This window comes from Micromonospora sp. NPDC049679 (genome assembly GCF_040659735.1).
In the GTDB taxonomy this organism is placed as follows: domain Bacteria; phylum Actinomycetota; class Actinomycetes; order Mycobacteriales; family Micromonosporaceae; genus Micromonospora_I.
Genome location: NZ_JBFANZ010000025.1, coordinates 1 through 17,554, shown reverse-complemented (window position 1 = coordinate 17,554; position 17,554 = coordinate 1). Strand labels below are relative to the sequence as shown.

The following is a 17,554-nucleotide window of genomic DNA, read 5'->3' as shown; positions in this document are numbered from 1 at the left end:
TTGCTGGACCGCCGACACTGCTAGCGTCGAGGCGTGTCGCGGACCCGTACGGAGCGCCTGGTCAATCTGGTGATCTGCCTGTTGTCGACGCGGCGGTTCCTGACCGCCGCGCAGATCGCCGCGACCGTGCCCGGCTACGAGCACGACCCGGAGGACGCGCGCGACCACGAGGCATTCCAGCGCAAGTTCGAGCGCGACAAGGCCGAACTGCGCGAGCTGGGCGTGCCGCTGGAGACCGGCACCGCTAGCGTCTTCGACACCGAGCCCGGCTACCGGATCGCCCGTCGCGAATACGCGTTGCCGGACATCCCGTTGGAACCGGACGAGGCCGCCGCCGTCGGCATCGCGGCCCGGCTCTGGCGGCACGCCGGGCTCGCCGCCGCCGCCTCCTCGGGGCTGGCCAAGCTGCGCGCCGCGGGCATCGACGTCGATCCGCACGCCACCCTGGGCGTCGAGCCGGTGGTCACCGTCGACCCGACCTTCGCCCCGCTGACCACCGCCGCCCGCGACCGACGCACCGTCACCTTCGAATACCGCGTTCCGGAGCGGGACGCGCCGACGAGCCGGCGGCTGCAGCCGTGGGGAGTGGTCTGCTGGCGGGGCCGGTGGTACGTGGTCGGCCACGACCTCGACCGCGGGGCCGTGCGCTGCTTCCGGCTCTCCCGCATCGTCGGCGCCGTTCGCGCCACCGGGCGTGCCGGCGCCTACCCGCCACCGCCCGCCGGGGTCGACCTGATCAGCCACGTCGCCCGCTGGTCGGGGCCGGTCGAACGGACCGGCCGCGCCACCGTGCTGGCCCGCCCCGGGCGCGCTGCCGGGCTGCGGCGCTGGGCCGAGGAGTGCCGCTCAGAGCCGGACGGCGACCGGCTGATCCTGCGGTACGCCGATCCGGACGGACTGGCCGCCTCGTTGGTCGGTTACGGCGCGGACATCCGCGTGCTCGACCCGCCCGAGGTGCGCGAGGCCGTGATCCAGCGGCTGAAGGAGATCGCCACCGGGCACGAGACGGCGATCGTGGAGGTGTTGACATGACCGTCACCGACCGGACCCCGGGGCCCCGCTCGGGCGCGTCCCGCACCTCCGCCGACCGGCTCGGTCGGCTGCTCAACCTGGTGCCCTACCTGCTGGCGCGTCCCGGCATCGACGTCGCCGAGGCTGCCGCCGACCTCGGCGTCACCGAGCGTCAGCTGCGCGAGGATCTGGAGCTGCTCTGGGTCTGCGGGCTGCCCGGCTACGGGCCCGGCGACCTGATCGACATGGCCTTCGACGGCGACCGCGTCACCATCACCTACGACGCCGGGATCGACCGGCCGCTGCGGCTCACCCCCGACGAGGCGCTGGCATTGGTGGTCGCGTTGCGCATGCTGGCCGAGACGCCGGGCATGGCCAACCGGGACGCGATCGAACGTGCGCTGGCCAAGATCGAGAGCGCGGCGGGTGACCTGGTGGGTGCGGCGGTGGCCGTGCGGATGCCCGGCGACGGCGACCGGCTCGACACGCTGCGCGGCGCCGTGCAGCGGGGGCGTGCCCTGCGCATCACCTACTACACGGCGGCCCGGGACGAGACCACCGAGCGCACCGTCGACCCGCTCCGGGTGCTGATGGTCGCGGGCCGGGCCTACCTCGAGGCGTGGTGCCGGCGGGCCGAGGCGGTGCGGCTCTTCCGGGCCGACCGGATCGACGCCCTCACCGAACTCGACGAGCCCGCGGTGGCCCCACCCCAGGCGCAGCTGCACGACGTCAGCGACGGGGTCTTCCAGCCCACCCCCGACCTCCCGCTGATGACGCTGCGCGTCGGGCGCGGCGGCCGGTGGATCACCGAGTACTACCCGTGCGAGGACGTGCGGTCCGGCCCCGGCGACGAGTGGATCGTCGCGATGCGCGTCACCGACCTGGCCTGGGCGCGGCGTTTCGCGCTCGGGCTCGGCCCCGACGTCACCGTCGTGTCCCCGGCCGAGCTTGTCGAGGCCGTCCGGGCCGAGGCGGCGGCAGCGCTCGACGCGTACGCGGTGCCACCCGTGCCGCAGCCGGCGACACCGTCGTCCACCCGTTAGGCTGACCGCCGTGATGACGTGGATCGTGGTCGCGGTGGTGCTGCTCGCGCTGATCATCCTGGCGTTGGCGGCGCGGCCGGTGCTCGCCCGCCTGCCCCTGCTGCACCGGGCCGCCGTGGCGTTGCAGCAGCGCCAGACGCAGGCCGAGGCGCTGCAGCAACGCGCCGACCAGCTCCAGGAGCGGCTGGAAGGGCTGCAGCAACGCGCCGAGACAGCACAGGAGCGGATCGCCGGCATCAAGGCGAAACGCGCGCAGTAGCGCGCTCGGCCCGGCGGAAGATCAGGCCGTACGTCCGTTGACGCGTCACCCGCTCGTGGCCGAGACTTCACCCGCCGGGTGAGAAGCACGTCGACCTGGCAGGTGGCGTCGACCGCCGACGCACGTACGATGGGGCACGTCACCACCCCCCGAACCGACCGATCAACTGGAGCATCCCATGGGCGCCCTGAAGCCGTGGCACATCGCCGTACTCGTGGTCGTGCTGATCCTGCTCTTCGGCGCGAAGCGGCTCCCCGACGCGGCCCGTTCGCTGGGCCGGTCGTTGCGGATCATCAAGGCGGAGACGAAGAGCCTCGCCGACGACGACAGGGACCTGGCCGCGAAGGCGGACGCGCAGCACGGTCGCGAGCCGTACACGCCCGACCCGGTGATCCAGCCCAGCAGCGTGCACCAGCCGGGTTACCAGGCGCCGGTGACCGACCCCGTGCAGCGCACGCGCGACAACTGATCCGGAGGCCCGACCACCGTGGGCTTCGCACTGGGCCGCCGCGGTCCGACCAAGTTCGAGCGCGCCGCCGACGGCTCGATGACCCTGATCGAGCACATCCGTGAACTGCGCACCCGGCTCTTCCGCGCCTCCCTCGCCATTCTCGTCGGCTTCGGCGTCGGATTCTGGCTCAAGGACGACGTACGGAACCTGCTGGAGCAGCCGTACTGCAACCTGCCCGGCTCCAAGGACCCGTTGACCGGCGTGTGCAACTTCGTTCAGCTCGGTGTCGCCGACGTGTTCCTGCTCGATCTGAAGATCGCGCTGTGGGTGGGGCTCATCGTCGCCGGTCCGGTCTGGCTCTATCAGCTCTGGGCGTTCATCGCGCCCGGCCTGCACCGGCACGAGCGGCGCTACGCCTATGTCTTCACCGCCCTCGCGGCTCCGCTGTTCGCCATGGGCGCCTTCCTGGCCTTCTTCGTGGTGCAGAAGGGCCTGGAATTCCTGCTGCAGATCTCCGGCAGTGACATCAACACGACGCTGGAAATCACCCGCTACATTTCGTTCGTCACCAACCTGATCCTGCTCTTCGGGGTGGCGTTCGAGTTCCCGCTGGTCGTGCTGATGCTCAATTTCGTCGGCATCGCGAGCGCGAAAAAGCTGCTCAGCTGGTGGCGGGTCGCGGTCTTCGTGTTCTTCGCCTTCTCGGCGATCGTCACGCCGACGCCCGACCCCTTCGGCATGACCGCGCTGGCGATCTGCCTCTGCGCGCTCTACTTCGCCGCGGTCGGGGTCGCATTCCTCAACGACCGGCGGCGCGGGCGCGGCAAGGAGGTCTACGCCGGCATCGACGACGACGAGGCGTCGGAGCTCGACTACGCGCCGGACCCGGTCGAAACGGGGGAGCGGATCGAGGCGGCCACCCCGGTGGCGCCGCCGAAGCCGATCGAACGCAGCTACGACGACATGACCTGACGGGCGCGGCGCCGGAGCGACGAGGGGGTACGGTGCTCGCCGTGACCGTGCACGATCATCTCTCCGACGCCGGGCCCGTCCCGGCCGGCCAACCCGCCCTCGGCGGGACGCTCCCCGACGGGCCGGTGGTGGTGCTCGCCAATCCGACCGCCGGTCGGGGACGACACCGCGGGCTGCTCCCCACCGTCCTGGAGCGGCTCGGCACCGCCGGCCGTCCCGTCCGGTTGCTGGACGCCCGTACCCCCGCCGAAGCTCAGGCCGCCTGCCACGCCGCGGTCGCCGACGGCGCCGCCGCGCTCGTGACCGTCGGCGGCGACGGCACCGTCCACCTGGCGCTGCAGGCCGTCGCCGGCACCCCCGTGGCGTTCGCCCCGGTGCCGGCCGGCACCGGCAACGACTTCGCCGTCGAGACCCGGTTCCCCGCCGAACCCCTCGCCGCGGTCGACGCGATCGTGGCGGCCCTCGCCGCCGGCCGCACCCGCCGCGTCGATCTGGCCCGGATGACCGGCGCGGACGGCACGCAACGCTGGTACGGCGCGGTGCTCGCCGCCGGCTTCGACGCGATCGTCAATGAGCGGGCCAACCGGATGCGCTGGCCGCGCGGACCGCGCCGCTACGACATCGCGATCCTGGTCGAGCTGGCCCGGCTTCGGCCGCGCCGCTACACGCTGCGTCTCGACGGCGAGGAGCACCAGCTCGACGCGGTGCTCGTGGCCGTCGGCAACGGCGCCAGCTACGGCGGCGGCATGCGCATCTGCCCCGCCGCCGACCTGACCGACGGGCTGCTCGACGTCGTGATCGCGGGGCCGGTCAGCCGGGCCACTCTGACCCGGATAAAACCGCAGGTCTACCAGGGCACGCACGTCGAACATCCGATGGTGCGCAGCTTCCGGGCGCGGACGGTGGAGTTGGACGCCCGGGAGATCACCGCGTACGTCGACGGGGAGCGGGCCACGTCGCTGCCGGTGACCGTGACCGCCGTGCCGGGGGCGGTGCGGCTGCTGGGCTGAGCGCGTCGGTCAGCGCACCTCGAGGCCGAGCGCCTGCGCGATCACGACGGCCTGCGCGGCGGCGATGACCGCCCCGGTCAACTCGACCGTGGTCGGATCGAGCGCGGTGAGGTCGCTGCCGCGCAGGTCGCACCGGGTGAACCTCGCGCTGTGCAACTGCGCCCCGGACAGGTCCACGTCGGAGACCACCGCCTCCGTCAGGTTGGCGCCGGTCAGGTCCACCTCCCGCATCCGGACCCCCTGGACGGTGACGCCCCGCAGATCCGCGCCGGACAACGCCACGAACGACCAGTCACCGCCGATCACGCGCAGGGGACGGAGCGCGCACTCGTGGAACGTGCTGCCGGTCAGCTTGCAGCCGGTGAACTCGGCCTCGAAGAGGTTGCAGCGGGTGAAGGTGCAGCGCAGGAACGCCGAGTCGACGTGCCGGGAGGCGTTGAGGCGGACGTTGCCGAAGGTGCACTCGGTGAACACCGTGCCCCGGCTGATCGCCTCGGTCAGATCGACGTCGCGGAAGCTGCACCGGGTGTAGGCGCGGTCGATGAGCTCCTCGCCGTACCAGTCCTCGTTGTGGAAGGAGCTGTCCTCGATCAACTCGGTCATCGTTTCCGGCCGCTCACGCCTCGTCGGCGCCGGCGAGGTGGAGCACGGCGGCGAGCCCGTTGGCCCGTCCGGCGTCGGCGGCCGGCAACACCAGCGCCGCGCACCCGGCCCGGACCGCCCCCGCGTCGGCCGGGGTGTCGCCGACCATCAGCGCCCGCTCCGGGTCCACGCCGAGCAACCCGCACGCCCGCAGGAAGATCGCCGGGTCGGGCTTGCAGCGCCCCACCTCGTACGAGAGCACGAAGGCGTCGACCAGCGCGGTCAGCCCCCACGCGGCGAAGAGCGGCCGGATGTCGAAGCCGATGTTGCTGACCACGGCCACCCGCAGCCCGGCCGCGCGCAGCGACTCCAGGGTGGCGGCGGTGTCCGTGTACGGCAGCCAGCCCTCCGGCCGCAGCAGCCGCTCGTAGAGCGCGTCGGCCAGCCCGTCGACGCCGGCGTCGACGCTCGCGGCGAGACCCGTGAAGGCCGCGCGGTGGGCGTGTTCGTACAGGTCGCGGTCCGCCCAGACCTCGGCCAGGTGCGGTGGCACCCGCGCCGGGAGCGGCCCGCCCGCGCGGCCGGCGGTGAGCAGCCGGTCGGCGAGCACGGTCGCGCGGGGGCGCTCCAGCGTCACCCCGCACTCGGCCGCCGCGGCGAGCACCCACGTCACCGGCTCCTCGACCTGGGCCAGAGTGCCGTGAAAGTCGAAGAGCACCGCGTCGAGCCGACGGCGCGGCTGCGCCGGGCGGGTGGTGGTCGCGGATCCGGGCGACGTACGGGGGATGGGCGGTTCGGCATGCTCCGGCACGCCGTGCACCCTATCGAGCCTCCCGGCGGGGGGTCGTCAACGGCCTCGGGGGGTGCGTGACCGGTGTACGGACTAATCTTGGCGCTATGTCGAGCCCTGCCGAGCGGTACGCCGCGGCGCGCCGCCGGGCGGCGCAGGCCACCGCGTTCCCCGCGCTTGAAGACTTCGCCCTCGACCTCGGGTTCGAGCTCGACGACTTCCAACGTGAGGCGTGCCAGGCGTTGGAGCGCGGCAGCGGCGTGCTGGTCTGCGCGCCCACCGGCGCCGGCAAGACGGTGGTCGGCGAGTTCGCGGTCTACCTGGCGCTGCGTGCCGGCGGGCCGGGTCTTGTCGGCGGTGGGCCGGGTCCCACGGCCGGGGCGGGATTTCCCAGCACGGAAATTCCGGGCGCCGAGGGTCCGAGCGCTGACGGGGGCCGCCGCCGCAAGTGCTTCTACACCACGCCGATCAAGGCGCTGTCGAACCAGAAGTACCACGACCTCGTCGCCCGGCACGGCGCGGATCAGGTCGGGCTGCTGACCGGCGACAACGCGATCAACGGCGACGCCCGGGTGGTGGTGATGACCACCGAGGTGCTGCGCAACATGCTCTACGCGGGCTCGGCCACCCTCGACGGGCTGGCGTACGTGGTGATGGACGAGGTCCACTATCTCGCCGACCGGTTCCGGGGCGCGGTGTGGGAGGAGGTCATCATCCACCTGCCCGCCTCGGTCACCCTGGTCTCGCTCTCCGCGACCGTCTCGAACGCCGAGGAGTTCGCCGACTGGCTGGTCACGGTCCGTGGCGAGACGGAGGTGGTGGTCAGCGAGCACCGGCCGGTGCCGCTCTGGCAGCACATGCTGGTCGGCAAGCGGAACTTCGACCTGTTCCACGACGCGGACGCCGCCCGCAAGCACGACGTCCACCCCGAACTGCTGCGGTACACCCGGGAGATGCTGCGCCGCCTCGAGATGAGCGGGGGCCGCGGCGACGGCCCCGGCTGGGGGCGCGCCGGTGGCCGGGGGCCGCGCTGGAGGGGGCCCCTCCGCGCCGACATCGTCGAGCGCCTCGACCGGGAGCAGCTGCTCCCGGCGATCCTGTTCATCTTCAGCCGGGCCGGTTGCGCCGCCGCGGTGCAGCAGTGCCTGGCCGCCGGGTTGCGGCTGACCGGGCCGGAGGAGCGGGCCGAAATCCGCCGTGTCGTCGAGGAGCGGATGAGCGCGATCCCCAGCGAGGACCTGTCGGTGCTCGGCTACTTCGAATGGCTCGACGGTCTCGAACGCGGACTCGCGGCCCATCACGCCGGCATGCTCCCCGCCTTCAAGGAGGTGGTCGAGGAGCTCTTCGTGCGCGGCCTGGTCAAGGCGGTCTTCGCCACCGAGACGCTGGCGCTCGGCATCAACATGCCGGCCCGGTGCGTGGTGCTGGAGCGGCTGGTCAAATACAACGGCGAGGCGCACGTCGACCTGACGCCCGGCGAATACACCCAGCTCACGGGGCGTGCCGGCCGGCGGGGTATCGACGTGGAGGGGCACGCGGTGGTGGTCTGGTCGCCGGAGGTCGACCCACGCCACGTCGCCGGCCTCGCCTCGACCCGCACCTATCCGCTGCGCTCCAGCTTCCGCCCGTCGTACAACATGGCGGTGAACCTGGCCGGCTCGGTGGGCGTGGCGGCCGCCCGGACCCTGCTGGAGTCGTCGTTCGCGCAGTTCCAGGCCGACCGGTCGGTGGTCGGCCTGGCCCGGCAGGTGCAGCGCAACGAGGAGACGATGGCGGCGTACGGCGCCGAGACCGAGTGCCATCTGGGCGACTTCGAGGAGTACTTCGCGTTGCGGGTGGCGATCGCGGACCGGGAACGGGCGCTGGCCCGGCAGGGGCAGAGTCAGCGGCGCGCCGCGGCGGTCGCCTCGATCGAGCGGCTCCGTGTCGGTGATGTGATCCGCGTCCCGTCCGGTCGCCGCGCCGGCCTCGCCGTCGTGCTCGACCCCGGTACGGGCGGCTTCGGCGAACCCCGGCCGTTGGTGCTCACCCAGGATCGCTGGGCCGGCCGGATCACCCCGGCCGAATTCACGGCGCCGGCGGAAGTGCTCGCCCGACTGCGGGTGCCGAAGCACTTCAACCACCGCTCGCCGGCGGCCCGTCGCGATCTGGCGGCGGCGGTCAGCGGGACGGGGCTCGACCGGCATGAGGGCCGGCGGGGCGGGCGGTCCCGGGGCACCGGCGAGGACGACCGGCTCACGCAGCTCAAGGCGGAGCTGCGCCGGCACCCCTGCCATGCCTGCCCGGACCGGGAGGAGCACGCGCGCTGGGCCGAGCGGCGCTGGCGGCTGCAGCGCGACACCGATGAGCTGCGCGAACGGGTGGCCGGCCGGACCGGGTCGCTGGCCCGCACCTTCGATCGGGTCTGCGACCTGCTCACCGCGCGGGGCTATCTCTCCCCGGCGGGTGAGGTGACCGACGCGGGGCGGATGCTCTCCCGGATCTGGACGGAGACCGACCTGTTGGTCGCCGAGTGCGTGCGTCGTGGGGTGTGGGACGGGCTCTCCGCCGCCGAGTTGGCCGCGGCGGTGTCGGTGGTGGTCTACGAGGCGCGGCGCGACGTCGATGACCGGGCCTCGCTGCCGCGCGGCGGGGTGTCGGACGCGGTCGACGCGACGCTGAAAACCTGGGCGGAGCTGGAGGCGGACGAGGCGGCGCGGGGTCTGGAGTCCACCCGCGAGCCGGATCTCGGCTTCGCCTGGCCGATCTACCGATGGGCGCGTGGTGAGTCGTTGGCGAAGGTGCTGGCCAGCGGCGACAACCTCGACGGCGACATGCCGGCGGGCGATTTCGTCCGGTGGGCGCGGCAGGTGGTGGACCTGCTGGGGCAGCTGACCGACGCCGGCGGCGCCTCGACCGAGTTGCGGGCGACGGCGCGGCAGGCGATGGCGACGATCAACCGCGGTGTGCTCGCCTACAACGCGGTCAGCGGCCCCGGCGCGGCCGTCCGCCCCGGCTGATGATCCGCGTGATCAGGGGGTGACTCCGGCGGGTCGGCGGCGTGCCGACCCACCGGGCCGGCGTTCACGGGGATCATCCACCGGGTCAGCCCCGCACGCCGCTCATCGCGTCGACGATCCGTCGGGTGGCGCCCGCCAGGTTCCACTTCTCCGCGAGCGCGAGCAGCCGGTCCGGATCGGCCGGCGCCGGCGGGAGCGCGGTGTCCAGCTCGGCCAGCGGCACGTCACGGGCGACCCGCACCACGGTCGGTGCGACCGCCAGGTAGCCACCGGCAGCGAGCAGTTTGGCGCGCAGGCCGGGCGCGAACCCCGAACCCGGCTCGTCGAGCGCCGCGAGGATGCCGGCCAGCGAGCCGTACCGCTCGATCAGCCGGGCGGCGGTCTTCTCGCCGACGCCCGCGACACCGGGGAGCCCGTCGCTCGGGTCGCCGCGCAGCGCCGCGAAGTCGGCGTACGCCTCCGCCGGCACCCCGTACAGGCCCTGCACGGCCGCGTCGTCGCAGTCCTGCAGCTTCGCTATACCCCGGCCGCAGTAGAGCAGCCGTACCGGCTTCGCGTCGTCGACCAGCTGAAAGAGGTCGCGGTCGCCGGAGACCACCTCGACCGGCCCCGGCTGCGTCGTGGCGAGCGTGCCGACGACGTCGTCGGCTTCGTAGCCCGCCGCGCCGACGGCGGTGATCCCGAGCGCGTCGAGCACCTCGAGGATGAGCGGAACCTGCGGCACCAGCTCGTCGGGGACGACCTCGCCGCCGGTCGGGGAGAGGCGGTGCGCCTTGTAGGACGGGAGGAGCTCGACCCGCCACTGCGGTCGCCAGTCGTAGTCCAGCGCGCAGACCAGCCGGTCCGGGCGGCGGGTGCGGATCAGGGTGGCCAGCATGTCGAGGAAGCCACGCACGGCGTTCACCGGGCTGCCGTCGGGGGCGGTGGCGGCTGCCTTCGGGATGCCGAAGAAGGCCCGGAAGTACAGGCTCGGCGCGTCGACCAGCAGCAGGGGGGGTCGTTCGGTCACGGACACAGCGTCGCACAGCGCGCCGCGTCCGCCCATCCGCCGCGCGTTCCCCCGGATTTCCGTGGTGATCATCGCCGTGCGTGCGGCAGGCTTCCGGCATGGGTTTCGTGCCGGGGCTGGAGTTGAACCGTCGCTTCTACGACGAGCTCGTCGCGCCGCTGCTCGCCGCCCGCTTCCCCCAGCTGCGGTACGCCGCCGCCCGTCTCGACTTCGGATCGGAACTGCTCGGCTTCGACACGCCGCGCTCCACCGACCACGACTGGGGACCACGGGTGCAGCTCTTCCTCGACCGGTCGGAGCCGGGGCTCGCCGCGCAGATCGTGAGCGCGTTCTCCGCGGAGTTGCCGCCGACGTTCCTGGATCATCCGACCCGGTTCGCCGAGGACGCCACCACCGGCCTGGGGGTGCTCTCCGCGGCCGGCGACCGGCACGGCGTCACCGTCAGCGAGCTCGGTGCGTGGTTCGAGTCCGCGCTGGGCTTCGATCCCCGGCGGCGGGTCACGGACGTCGACTGGCTCTCCGCGCCGACGCAGCGGCTGGCGGAGTTCACCGGGGGCGCGATCTTCCACGACGGGCTCGACGGCACGTTGACCGCGGCGCGGGAGCGGCTGCTGTGGTACCCGGACGACGTGTGGCGGTACGTGCTGGCCTGCCAGTGGACCCGGATCGCGCAGGAGGAGCACTTCGTGGGCCGGTGCGGCGAGGTCGGCGACGAGTTGGGCAGCGCGGTGATAACGGCCCGGCTCAGCCGGGACCTGATGCGGCTCTGTCTGCTGCTGGCACGCCGCTACCCGCCGTACAGCAAGTGGTTGGGCAGCGCGTTCGCCCGGCTGCCGGGCATCGACACCGTCGCGGGGAGCCTGCGCGGCGCGCTCGCCGCGAGCGACTGGCGGCAGCGGGAAGAGCGGCTGTGCCGGGCTTACGAGGAGGTGGCCACCCGCACCAATGAGACGGGCCTGGCGGCCCCGGTCGACCCGACCGTGCGTGCCTTCCACAAGCGACCCTTCATGGTGCTCGACGCGGCGCGCTTCGCCACCGCCCTGCGCGCCGCGATCGTCAACCCGTGGCTGCGCAAGCTCCCGCCGGTCGGTGCCGTCGACCAGTACGTCGACAGCACCGACCTGCTCACCGGGACGGCGCGGGCCCGGGCGGTGGCGGCCGCCGCGCTCGCCGGCTCCGCTACGGGTTGAAGGTCGGCAGGTGGTCGATCTTCACGACCGCGCCTGCCGAGCTGGCTGACGCGCCACCCAAACGAACGTTAAGCTTGGGGTGTGTCCGATCGCGCCGAGCTCTACCCGCCGCAGCGTCTCGCCGCGGCCCAGCGCGCCATGACGCGCGCCGGCCTCGACGCCCTGCTCATCACCCCCGGCTCCGGCCTGCGCTACCTGACCGGCTACCACGCCCACGCGCTGGAGCGCCTCACCTGTCTGGTGCTGCCCCGGCACGGCACGCCCACGTTGATCGTGCCGACCCTGGAGCGTGCCGCGGCGGAGGCGTCACCGGCGCCCGCCACCGGGCTGCGCATCGTCGACCACGCCGACGGCACCGACCCGTACCCGCTCGTGCTACGGGCCCTTGAGGGGCCCGTGGTGGCGGTCGGGCTCGACAACCACATGTGGGCCGAGCAGGTCCTCGCGCTGCGGGCCACGCTGCCCCAGGTCAACCAACGCCTCGCCGGCGACGTGCTACGCGAGCTGCGGATGTGCAAGACGCCGGCCGAGGTGGCGGCGCTGCGCGAGGCCGGCGCCGCGATCGACGCCGTGCACGCCCGGATGACGCAGTGGCTGCGCCCGGGGCGCACCGAGGCCGAGGTCGGCGCGGACATCGCGAACGCGATCCGGGAGACCGGGCACGCCGTCGTCGACTTCGTCATCGTCGCCGCCGGCCCCAACGCGGCGAGCCCGCATCACGAGACCTCCGGGCGCGTCATCGAGGCCGGCGACCCGGTCGTCGTCGACATCGGCGGCACCATGCCCTCCGGCTACTGCTCGGACTCGACACGCACCTACGTCGCCGGCGGCACGCCGGACCCGGAGTTCCTCGCCTACTACGAGGTCCTGCACGCCGCCCAGCGGGCCGCGGTCGCCGCGGTGCGCCCCGGGGTCACCGCCGAAGCGGTCGACGCCGCCGCCCGCGATGTGATCACCGACGCCGGGTACGGTGCCGCGTTCCTGCACCGCACCGGGCACGGCATCGGGCTCGACACCCACGAGGAGCCGTACGTGGTCACCGGCAACACCCTGCCGCTCGAACCCGGGATGGCCTTTTCGATCGAACCCGGGATCTACCTGGCCGGGCGGCACGGCGCCCGCATCGAGGACATCGTCGTCTGCACCGCGGACGGCGTCGAACGACTCAACACCACCCCCACGGAGCTGGCCCCGCTATGACCGTCGACCGCATTCTCCCCACCGCCGAGGCGTACGACCTCCTCGAACTCGCCACCGAGCTCGCCGACCGGGAACTCGCCCCGCAGGTCGAGGGCTTCGAGGCGCGCGGTGAATTTCCGCGCGCTGTGCTGCGCACGCTCGGTCGCGCCGGGCTGCTCGGGCTGCCCTACCCCGAGGAGGTCGGCGGCTCCGCCCAGCCGTACGAGGTCTACCTGCAGGTCCTCGAGGTGCTCGCGTCGCGGTGGCTGGCCGTGGCGGAGGCGGTCAGCGTGCACACCCTGGCCTGCTACCCGGTCGCCACGTACGGCGCAGAGCAGTTGCGCAAGCTGCTGCCGGACATGCTCGGCGGCGACCTGCTCGGCGCCTACTGCCTCTCCGAGCCGCAGGGCGGTTCGGACGCGGCGGCGCTGACCACGAAGGCGGTCCGCGACGGCGACTCCTATGTGGTCAACGGCACCAAGGCCTGGATCACCCACGCCCACCAGGCCGACTTCTACAACATCTTCTGCCGCACCGGCGGATCCGGCCCGGCCGGCGTCTCGTGCCTGCTCGCCGACTCCGCCACGGTGGGGATCAACCCCCAGGCGCGGGAGAAGACGATGGGGCTGCGCTCCTCGCCTGTCGCGCAGATCGCCTTCGACGACGCCCGCGTCCCGGCGGAGCGGATCGTGGGGGAGGAGGGGATCGGGTTCCGGATCGCGATGTCCGCGCTGGACTCCGGGCGCCTCGGCATCGCCGCCTGCGCGGTCGGGCTCGCCCAGGCCGCGCTCGACTACGCGGTGGCGTACGCCCGCGAGCGCGAGCAGTTCCGTCGCGCGATCGTCGACTTCCAGGGCCTGGGCTTCCTCCTCGCCGACATGGCGACGCAGGTGTCCGCGGCGCGGGCGCTGACCCTCGCCGCGGCCCGGCTGCGCGACGCCGGCCGCCCCTACTCGATCGAGGCGGCGAAGGCGAAGCTCTTCGCCACCGACATGGCGATGCGGGTGACCACCGACGCGGTGCAGGTGCTCGGCGGATACGGCTACGTCGCCGACCACCCGGTGGAGCGCTACATGCGCGAGGCGAAGGTGCTGCAGATCGTGGAGGGGACCAACCAGATCCAGCGTCTGGTCATCTCGCGTTCCCTGGCACGCGGCTGACCACGCCGTCGCGTCTGAGGGTAGGTTCACGCCGTGGAAGAGATCGACCGCGCCATCATCGCCGCCCTCACCGCCGACGGGCGTTTGTCCTACACGGACCTCGCCGAGAAGGTCGGGCTCTCCGTCTCCGCCGTGCATCAGCGCGTGCGCCGGCTCGAGCAGCGCGGGGTGATCAAGGGGTACGCGGCGCGGGTCGCCTATGAGGCGCTGGACCTCCCGCTCAGCGCGTTCGTGGCGATCCGGCCGTTCGACCCGTCGCAGCCCGACGACGCCCCCGAACGGCTGGCGCACCTACCAGAGATCGACTCGTGCTATTCGGTCGCCGGCGAGGACTTCTACCTGCTGCTGGTCCGGGTGGCGAGCCCGGCCGATCTGGAGCGGCTGCTGCAGGAGATCCGTACGGCCGCGAACGTCACCACCCGGACCACGGTCGTGCTCTCCACGCCGTACGAGGGGCGACCGCCGAAGGTCAGCAGCAGTTCCACCGAAGGATGACCGGGCGCGCGTGCTCGTACCCGAGCACGGACACGGTCGCCGTGTCGAGGCGGAGCCGTCCGCCCGTCCCGGCCGGCTCCCCGATCCACCGGGCGCCGGCGACGCGCAGCGCGTGACCGTGCGCGACGAGCGCCACGTCGCCGCGGGGGAGGTCCGCGACCGCCCGGGCGAGCACCCGGTCGAGCCGGTCACCGACCTGGTCGGGTGACTCGCCGCCGGGACAGCCGTCGCGCCACAGGTCCCAGTCCGGCCGGTTCTCCCGGATCTGCGGCGTGGTGATCCCCTCGTACTCGCCGTAGTGCCACTCCGCGAGGTCGTCGTCGATCGCGGTGACCGGGAGGCCGGCGAGCTCGGCGGTGCGCAGCGCCCGCCGCCGGGGGCTGCTGAGCACGGCGGCGAAGCTTCGTCCGGCGAGCCGGCTCCCCACCTCCCGTGCCTGCTGTTCGCCGGTCGACGTGAGGTCGATGTCGGTGTACGAGGTGTGCCGCCCGGTGGCGCTCCACTCGGTCTGCCCATGGCGGATCAGGACGATTTCTGGCATTCGTCCAGTCAACCATCCGGTGTCCGTCCGAGCAGGGCTAGCCTCCTAGGACGGTCTAGGCTGTACGACGCACGGCACTGCGGTCACCGGAGCAGTGGTGTTGACGAACCTGTCCCGCAGCGGCTCGCCCGCCCAAGCTGCGCAGGACCGAAGCCACTCTTCCTTCCTAGGATGCTCTACGGATTGTGCGCCACGGCGCACATGCACCACATCGGACAGCGAGAACACGAAGCGGAAGCCGGCAGGGGTGGGCACGTTTCGGGACCGCGGGAGTGGGAAGTGTTACGGGCGAGACGGAATCCCCACTGGGGATGACGAAATCCGATTCGTGTTCAGGAGGATTGGCTCATGAGCTTCAGCGACAAGCTGTCCAATAAGGCCGAGGAACTCAAGGGCGAGGCCAAGGAGAAGCTCGGCGACGCCACCGACAACGAGCGACTGCAGGCCGAAGGGTCCGTCGAGGCCGCCGAGGCGCGCGCCAAGCAGGCCGGTGAGCACGCCAAGGACGCCGGGCGCGACATCAAGGACGCCTTCTCCGGCTGACGTCGCGAAAGCGAACGATTGAGGGCCCGCACCGAGTTCGGTGCGGGCCCTCAATCGTTCGTGACTGGTCAGTCCAGGTCGGCGGCCTCCTGCTTGGCCCACCATTTCTGTCCCGATTCCGGCAGCGTGTCGATCGGGTCGTAGTAGGCGTGGCGCCTCTCCAGCGCCTCGACATCGTCGGCCTCGATCGAGGTGCGGTAGTTCTTGGTCCAGTACGAGATGCCGTGCTCCCGGTCGTACTCGGTGAGCATGTGCACCCAGCGCTTGCCGACGAACGGCACGTCACAGACGATCCGCGGGGTCGCGTACCCGGGCAGGTAGCCCATCATGTCGTGCTGCAACTGCTGGGCGTGCCAGACCGGGACCCGCCAGTGCTCGGCGTTGGGGATCATGTCGCACATGTAGAAGTAGTACGGCAGGATGCCGGCCTCGCCCTGCAGCGCGAAGCAGAGGTCGAGCAGGTCCGGCGCGGTCGCGTTGACGCCGCGCATCAGTACGCCCTGGTTGCGCACGTCCCGGACGCCGACCTCCAGCGCGGTCTGTGCCGCGCGCGCCACCAGCGGCGTCAGCGACTGCGCGTGGTTGACGTGGGTGTGGATGGCGAGGTTGACGCCGCGGCGGGACGCCGTGCGCGCCACCCGCTCGAGCCCTTCCACGACGTCCCCCTGCAGCCAGTGCTGGGGGAGGCCCATCAGCGCCTTCGTGGCGAGCCGGATGTCGCGGATCGTCTCGATGTCGAGCAGCCGCATCAGGTAGGACTCAAGGTTGCGCCACGGCACGTTGGCCACGTCTCCGCCGGAGACGACCACGTCGCGCACGCCCGGGTGGGCGCGCAGGTAGGTGATGTGGGCGTCGTAGCGGTCGACCGGCTTGAGCGAGAGCTTGAGCTTCTCGACCGCGGGGGTGGAGTTGCCGACCAGGTCCATGCGGGTGCAGTGCCCGCAGTACTGCGGGCAGGTGGAGAGCAGCTCGGCGAGAACCTTGGTGGGGTAGCGGTGGGTCAGCCCCTCGGCGACCCACATGTCGTGCTCGTGCAGGGAGTCGCGGGTGGCGTACGGGTGCGAGGGCCAGTCGGTGCGCCGGTCGGAGGCGACCGGGATCATGTAGCGCCGGACCGGGTCGGCGTAGAACGCCTCGGTGGTCATCGGGGCGAACGGCACCATCGTGTTGACCATCTGCGGCGGCACCAGCATCGACATGGTGGCGAGCGCGGCCTGGTCGGCGGCGAGGTCGGTGTAGAACACCTCGTCGACGAGGTCGCCGAGGACGGTGCGGAGCTGCTTGAGGTTCTTCACGCAGTTGACCCGCTGCCACTGCGCGGACTCCCACTGCTCGCGGGTCACGTCGCGCCAGCCGGGGAATCGCGTCCAGTCCGGCTCGACGAGCTCGCGGCGGCGGTATTCGTAGGGCTGGTCGGCGGAGCGTGCGGTCGCGGCCGACGCGGGGGCGGGGTGCGGCGCGGCGGTGGCCGGAACCGGCTCGGTCTGCGTCACGAGGTCTCCTGCGTATGGCGGGTAGCGATCATCGGTACGCTACTGGAAAATCTTTCGTCTAGAAACTACTCTGCCGTAAGTTTTCCCGTCGCGCGAGGTGTGGCGCGGGCGGGCTCCGGAAGCGAAGGGGATGGTGGGCATGACATCGCCGGTAGGTCTGCACCGCGTCATCGAGCCGGCCGGCGTGCTGCCGCAGGCCGCGCAGCGCCTGGACAGCCGCCCCGAACTCGGCCCCGACGAGGTGCGGATCCGCGTCGAGCGGCTCAACCTCGACGCGGCGAGCTTCCGGCAGCTGGCGGAGAAGCACGGCGGGGATGGCGCAGCGGTCCGGGCCGAGGTGCGGGAGATCATTCGTAGCCGGGGCAAGATGCACAACCCGGTGACCGGCTCGGGCGGGATGCTGATCGGCACCGTTGACGAGGTCGGTCCCGAGTCCCCGCTGGGCCTGAAGTCGGGGGACCGTGTCGCGACGTTGGTGTCGCTGACGCTGACCCCGCTGGCAGTCTCGGACGGACTGGCCGGCTGGGACGGGCTCAGCGAGCAGGTGCCGTGCGCGGGGCACGCGATCCTGTTCGGCCGGTCGATCGCCGCCGTACTCCCGGACGACCTGGACCCGCAGCTCTCCCTCGCGGTCCTCGACGTGTGCGGGGCGCCGGCGCTGACCGCGCGCGTCGTGCGGGGCTACGGCCGGCCGGTGACCGTGGCGGTGATCGGTGGCGCCGGCAAGAGCGGTTCCCTGTCGCTCGCCGCGGCGCGGCGGGCCGGCGCCGTGCGTACGGTCGGGGTGGTGCCGACCCCGGCGGTGCGCGACCGCCTCGCGGTGGCCG

Annotated in this window: 17 protein-coding genes and 1 pseudogene; 13 read left to right on the top strand and 5 right to left on the bottom strand. The window is 72.6% G+C overall.

The window, feature by feature from the left end; translation table 11 throughout:
* The first annotated feature begins 33 nt into the window (after positions 1-33).
* From AB0J06_RS17535 to AB0J06_RS17510, 6 genes are all read left to right on the top strand, one after another.
* Entirely contained in the window at positions 34-1,032 is a 999-nt protein-coding gene (locus AB0J06_RS17535) for a WYL domain-containing protein (protein ID WP_357429643.1), read from the top strand.
* Positions 1,029-2,054, top strand: a complete 1,026-nt coding sequence (locus AB0J06_RS17530; RefSeq protein ID WP_357429641.1) for a YafY family protein — start codon at positions 1,029-1,031, stop codon at positions 2,052-2,054. Before AB0J06_RS17535 ends, AB0J06_RS17530 begins: the two co-directional genes overlap by 4 nt.
* 13 nt (positions 2,055-2,067) lie before the next feature.
* Complete coding sequence (locus tag AB0J06_RS17525) at positions 2,068-2,313, top strand: hypothetical protein (RefSeq protein ID WP_357429779.1); 246 nt, start codon at positions 2,068-2,070, stop codon at positions 2,311-2,313.
* Between the two features lie 178 nt (positions 2,314-2,491).
* Positions 2,492-2,782 (top strand): Sec-independent protein translocase subunit TatA, encoded by a 291-nt coding sequence (gene tatA / locus AB0J06_RS17520; RefSeq protein WP_357429639.1) that lies wholly within the window; start codon positions 2,492-2,494, stop codon positions 2,780-2,782.
* Positions 2,783-2,800: 18 nt separating this feature from the next.
* A complete protein-coding gene (gene tatC, locus AB0J06_RS17515) occupies positions 2,801-3,736 on the top strand; it encodes a twin-arginine translocase subunit TatC (protein WP_357429636.1) in 936 nt (311 codons plus the stop codon).
* A 125-nt stretch (positions 3,737-3,861) separates the two neighbouring features.
* Entirely contained in the window at positions 3,862-4,746 is an 885-nt protein-coding gene (locus AB0J06_RS17510; protein ID WP_357429777.1) for a diacylglycerol kinase family protein, read from the top strand.
* A gap of 9 nt (positions 4,747-4,755) precedes the next feature.
* On the opposite strand, the gene AB0J06_RS17505 is transcribed toward AB0J06_RS17510, so the two are convergent.
* Complete coding sequence (locus AB0J06_RS17505) at positions 4,756-5,349, bottom strand: pentapeptide repeat-containing protein (protein ID WP_357429634.1); 594 nt, start codon at positions 5,347-5,349, stop codon at positions 4,756-4,758.
* Between the two features lie 13 nt (positions 5,350-5,362).
* Positions 5,363-6,115, bottom strand: a complete 753-nt coding sequence (locus AB0J06_RS17500) for an HAD-IA family hydrolase (protein ID WP_357429775.1) — start codon at positions 6,113-6,115, stop codon at positions 5,363-5,365.
* A gap of 110 nt (positions 6,116-6,225) precedes the next feature.
* On the opposite strand from AB0J06_RS17500, the gene AB0J06_RS17495 reads away from it, so the two are divergent.
* Positions 6,226-9,117 (top strand): DEAD/DEAH box helicase, encoded by a 2,892-nt coding sequence (locus tag AB0J06_RS17495; RefSeq protein ID WP_357429632.1) that lies wholly within the window; start codon positions 6,226-6,228, stop codon positions 9,115-9,117.
* Positions 9,118-9,202: 85 nt separating this feature from the next.
* Here AB0J06_RS17495 and AB0J06_RS17490 read toward each other — a convergent pair whose 3' ends face one another.
* Positions 9,203-10,126 (bottom strand): 5'-3' exonuclease, encoded by a 924-nt coding sequence (locus AB0J06_RS17490; protein WP_357429630.1) that lies wholly within the window; start codon positions 10,124-10,126, stop codon positions 9,203-9,205.
* A gap of 98 nt (positions 10,127-10,224) precedes the next feature.
* On the opposite strand from AB0J06_RS17490, the gene AB0J06_RS17485 reads away from it, so the two are divergent.
* The 4 genes from AB0J06_RS17485 to AB0J06_RS17470 all read left to right on the top strand — a co-directional run bounded on the left by AB0J06_RS17485 (position 10,225) and on the right by AB0J06_RS17470 (position 14,150).
* A complete protein-coding gene (locus AB0J06_RS17485; protein ID WP_357429628.1) occupies positions 10,225-11,316 on the top strand; it encodes a DUF4037 domain-containing protein in 1,092 nt (363 codons plus the stop codon).
* 81 nt (positions 11,317-11,397) lie between these two features.
* Positions 11,398-12,516: a Xaa-Pro peptidase family protein gene (locus AB0J06_RS17480; protein WP_357429626.1), complete on the top strand. Its 1,119-nt coding sequence runs from the start codon at positions 11,398-11,400 to the stop codon at positions 12,514-12,516.
* Positions 12,513-13,655, top strand: a complete 1,143-nt coding sequence (locus AB0J06_RS17475) for an acyl-CoA dehydrogenase family protein (RefSeq protein ID WP_357429624.1) — start codon at positions 12,513-12,515, stop codon at positions 13,653-13,655. Before AB0J06_RS17480 ends, AB0J06_RS17475 begins: the two co-directional genes overlap by 4 nt.
* A 33-nt stretch (positions 13,656-13,688) precedes the next feature.
* Positions 13,689-14,150, top strand: a complete 462-nt coding sequence (locus AB0J06_RS17470) for an Lrp/AsnC family transcriptional regulator (protein ID WP_357429622.1) — start codon at positions 13,689-13,691, stop codon at positions 14,148-14,150.
* On the opposite strand, the gene AB0J06_RS17465 is transcribed toward AB0J06_RS17470, so the two are convergent.
* Complete coding sequence (locus tag AB0J06_RS17465) at positions 14,125-14,691, bottom strand: histidine phosphatase family protein (RefSeq protein ID WP_357429620.1); 567 nt, start codon at positions 14,689-14,691, stop codon at positions 14,125-14,127. The genes AB0J06_RS17470 and AB0J06_RS17465 overlap by 26 nt on opposite strands.
* 348 nt (positions 14,692-15,039) lie before the next feature.
* Between AB0J06_RS17465 and AB0J06_RS17460 the strand changes: the two genes are divergently transcribed.
* Positions 15,040-15,234: a CsbD family protein gene (locus AB0J06_RS17460; protein WP_357429618.1), complete on the top strand. Its 195-nt coding sequence runs from the start codon at positions 15,040-15,042 to the stop codon at positions 15,232-15,234.
* A gap of 68 nt (positions 15,235-15,302) precedes the next feature.
* On the opposite strand, the gene AB0J06_RS17455 is transcribed toward AB0J06_RS17460, so the two are convergent.
* Positions 15,303-16,727 carry a lysine 2,3-aminomutase gene (locus tag AB0J06_RS17455; RefSeq protein WP_357429616.1) on the bottom strand — a complete coding sequence of 475 codons (1,425 nt, stop codon included), beginning with the start codon at positions 16,725-16,727 and terminating at the stop codon, positions 15,303-15,305.
* A gap of 139 nt (positions 16,728-16,866) precedes the next feature.
* Here AB0J06_RS17455 and AB0J06_RS17450 point away from each other — a divergent pair.
* Positions 16,867-17,554 (top strand): annotated as a pseudogene (locus tag AB0J06_RS17450) (zinc-binding alcohol dehydrogenase); the annotation flags it as partial.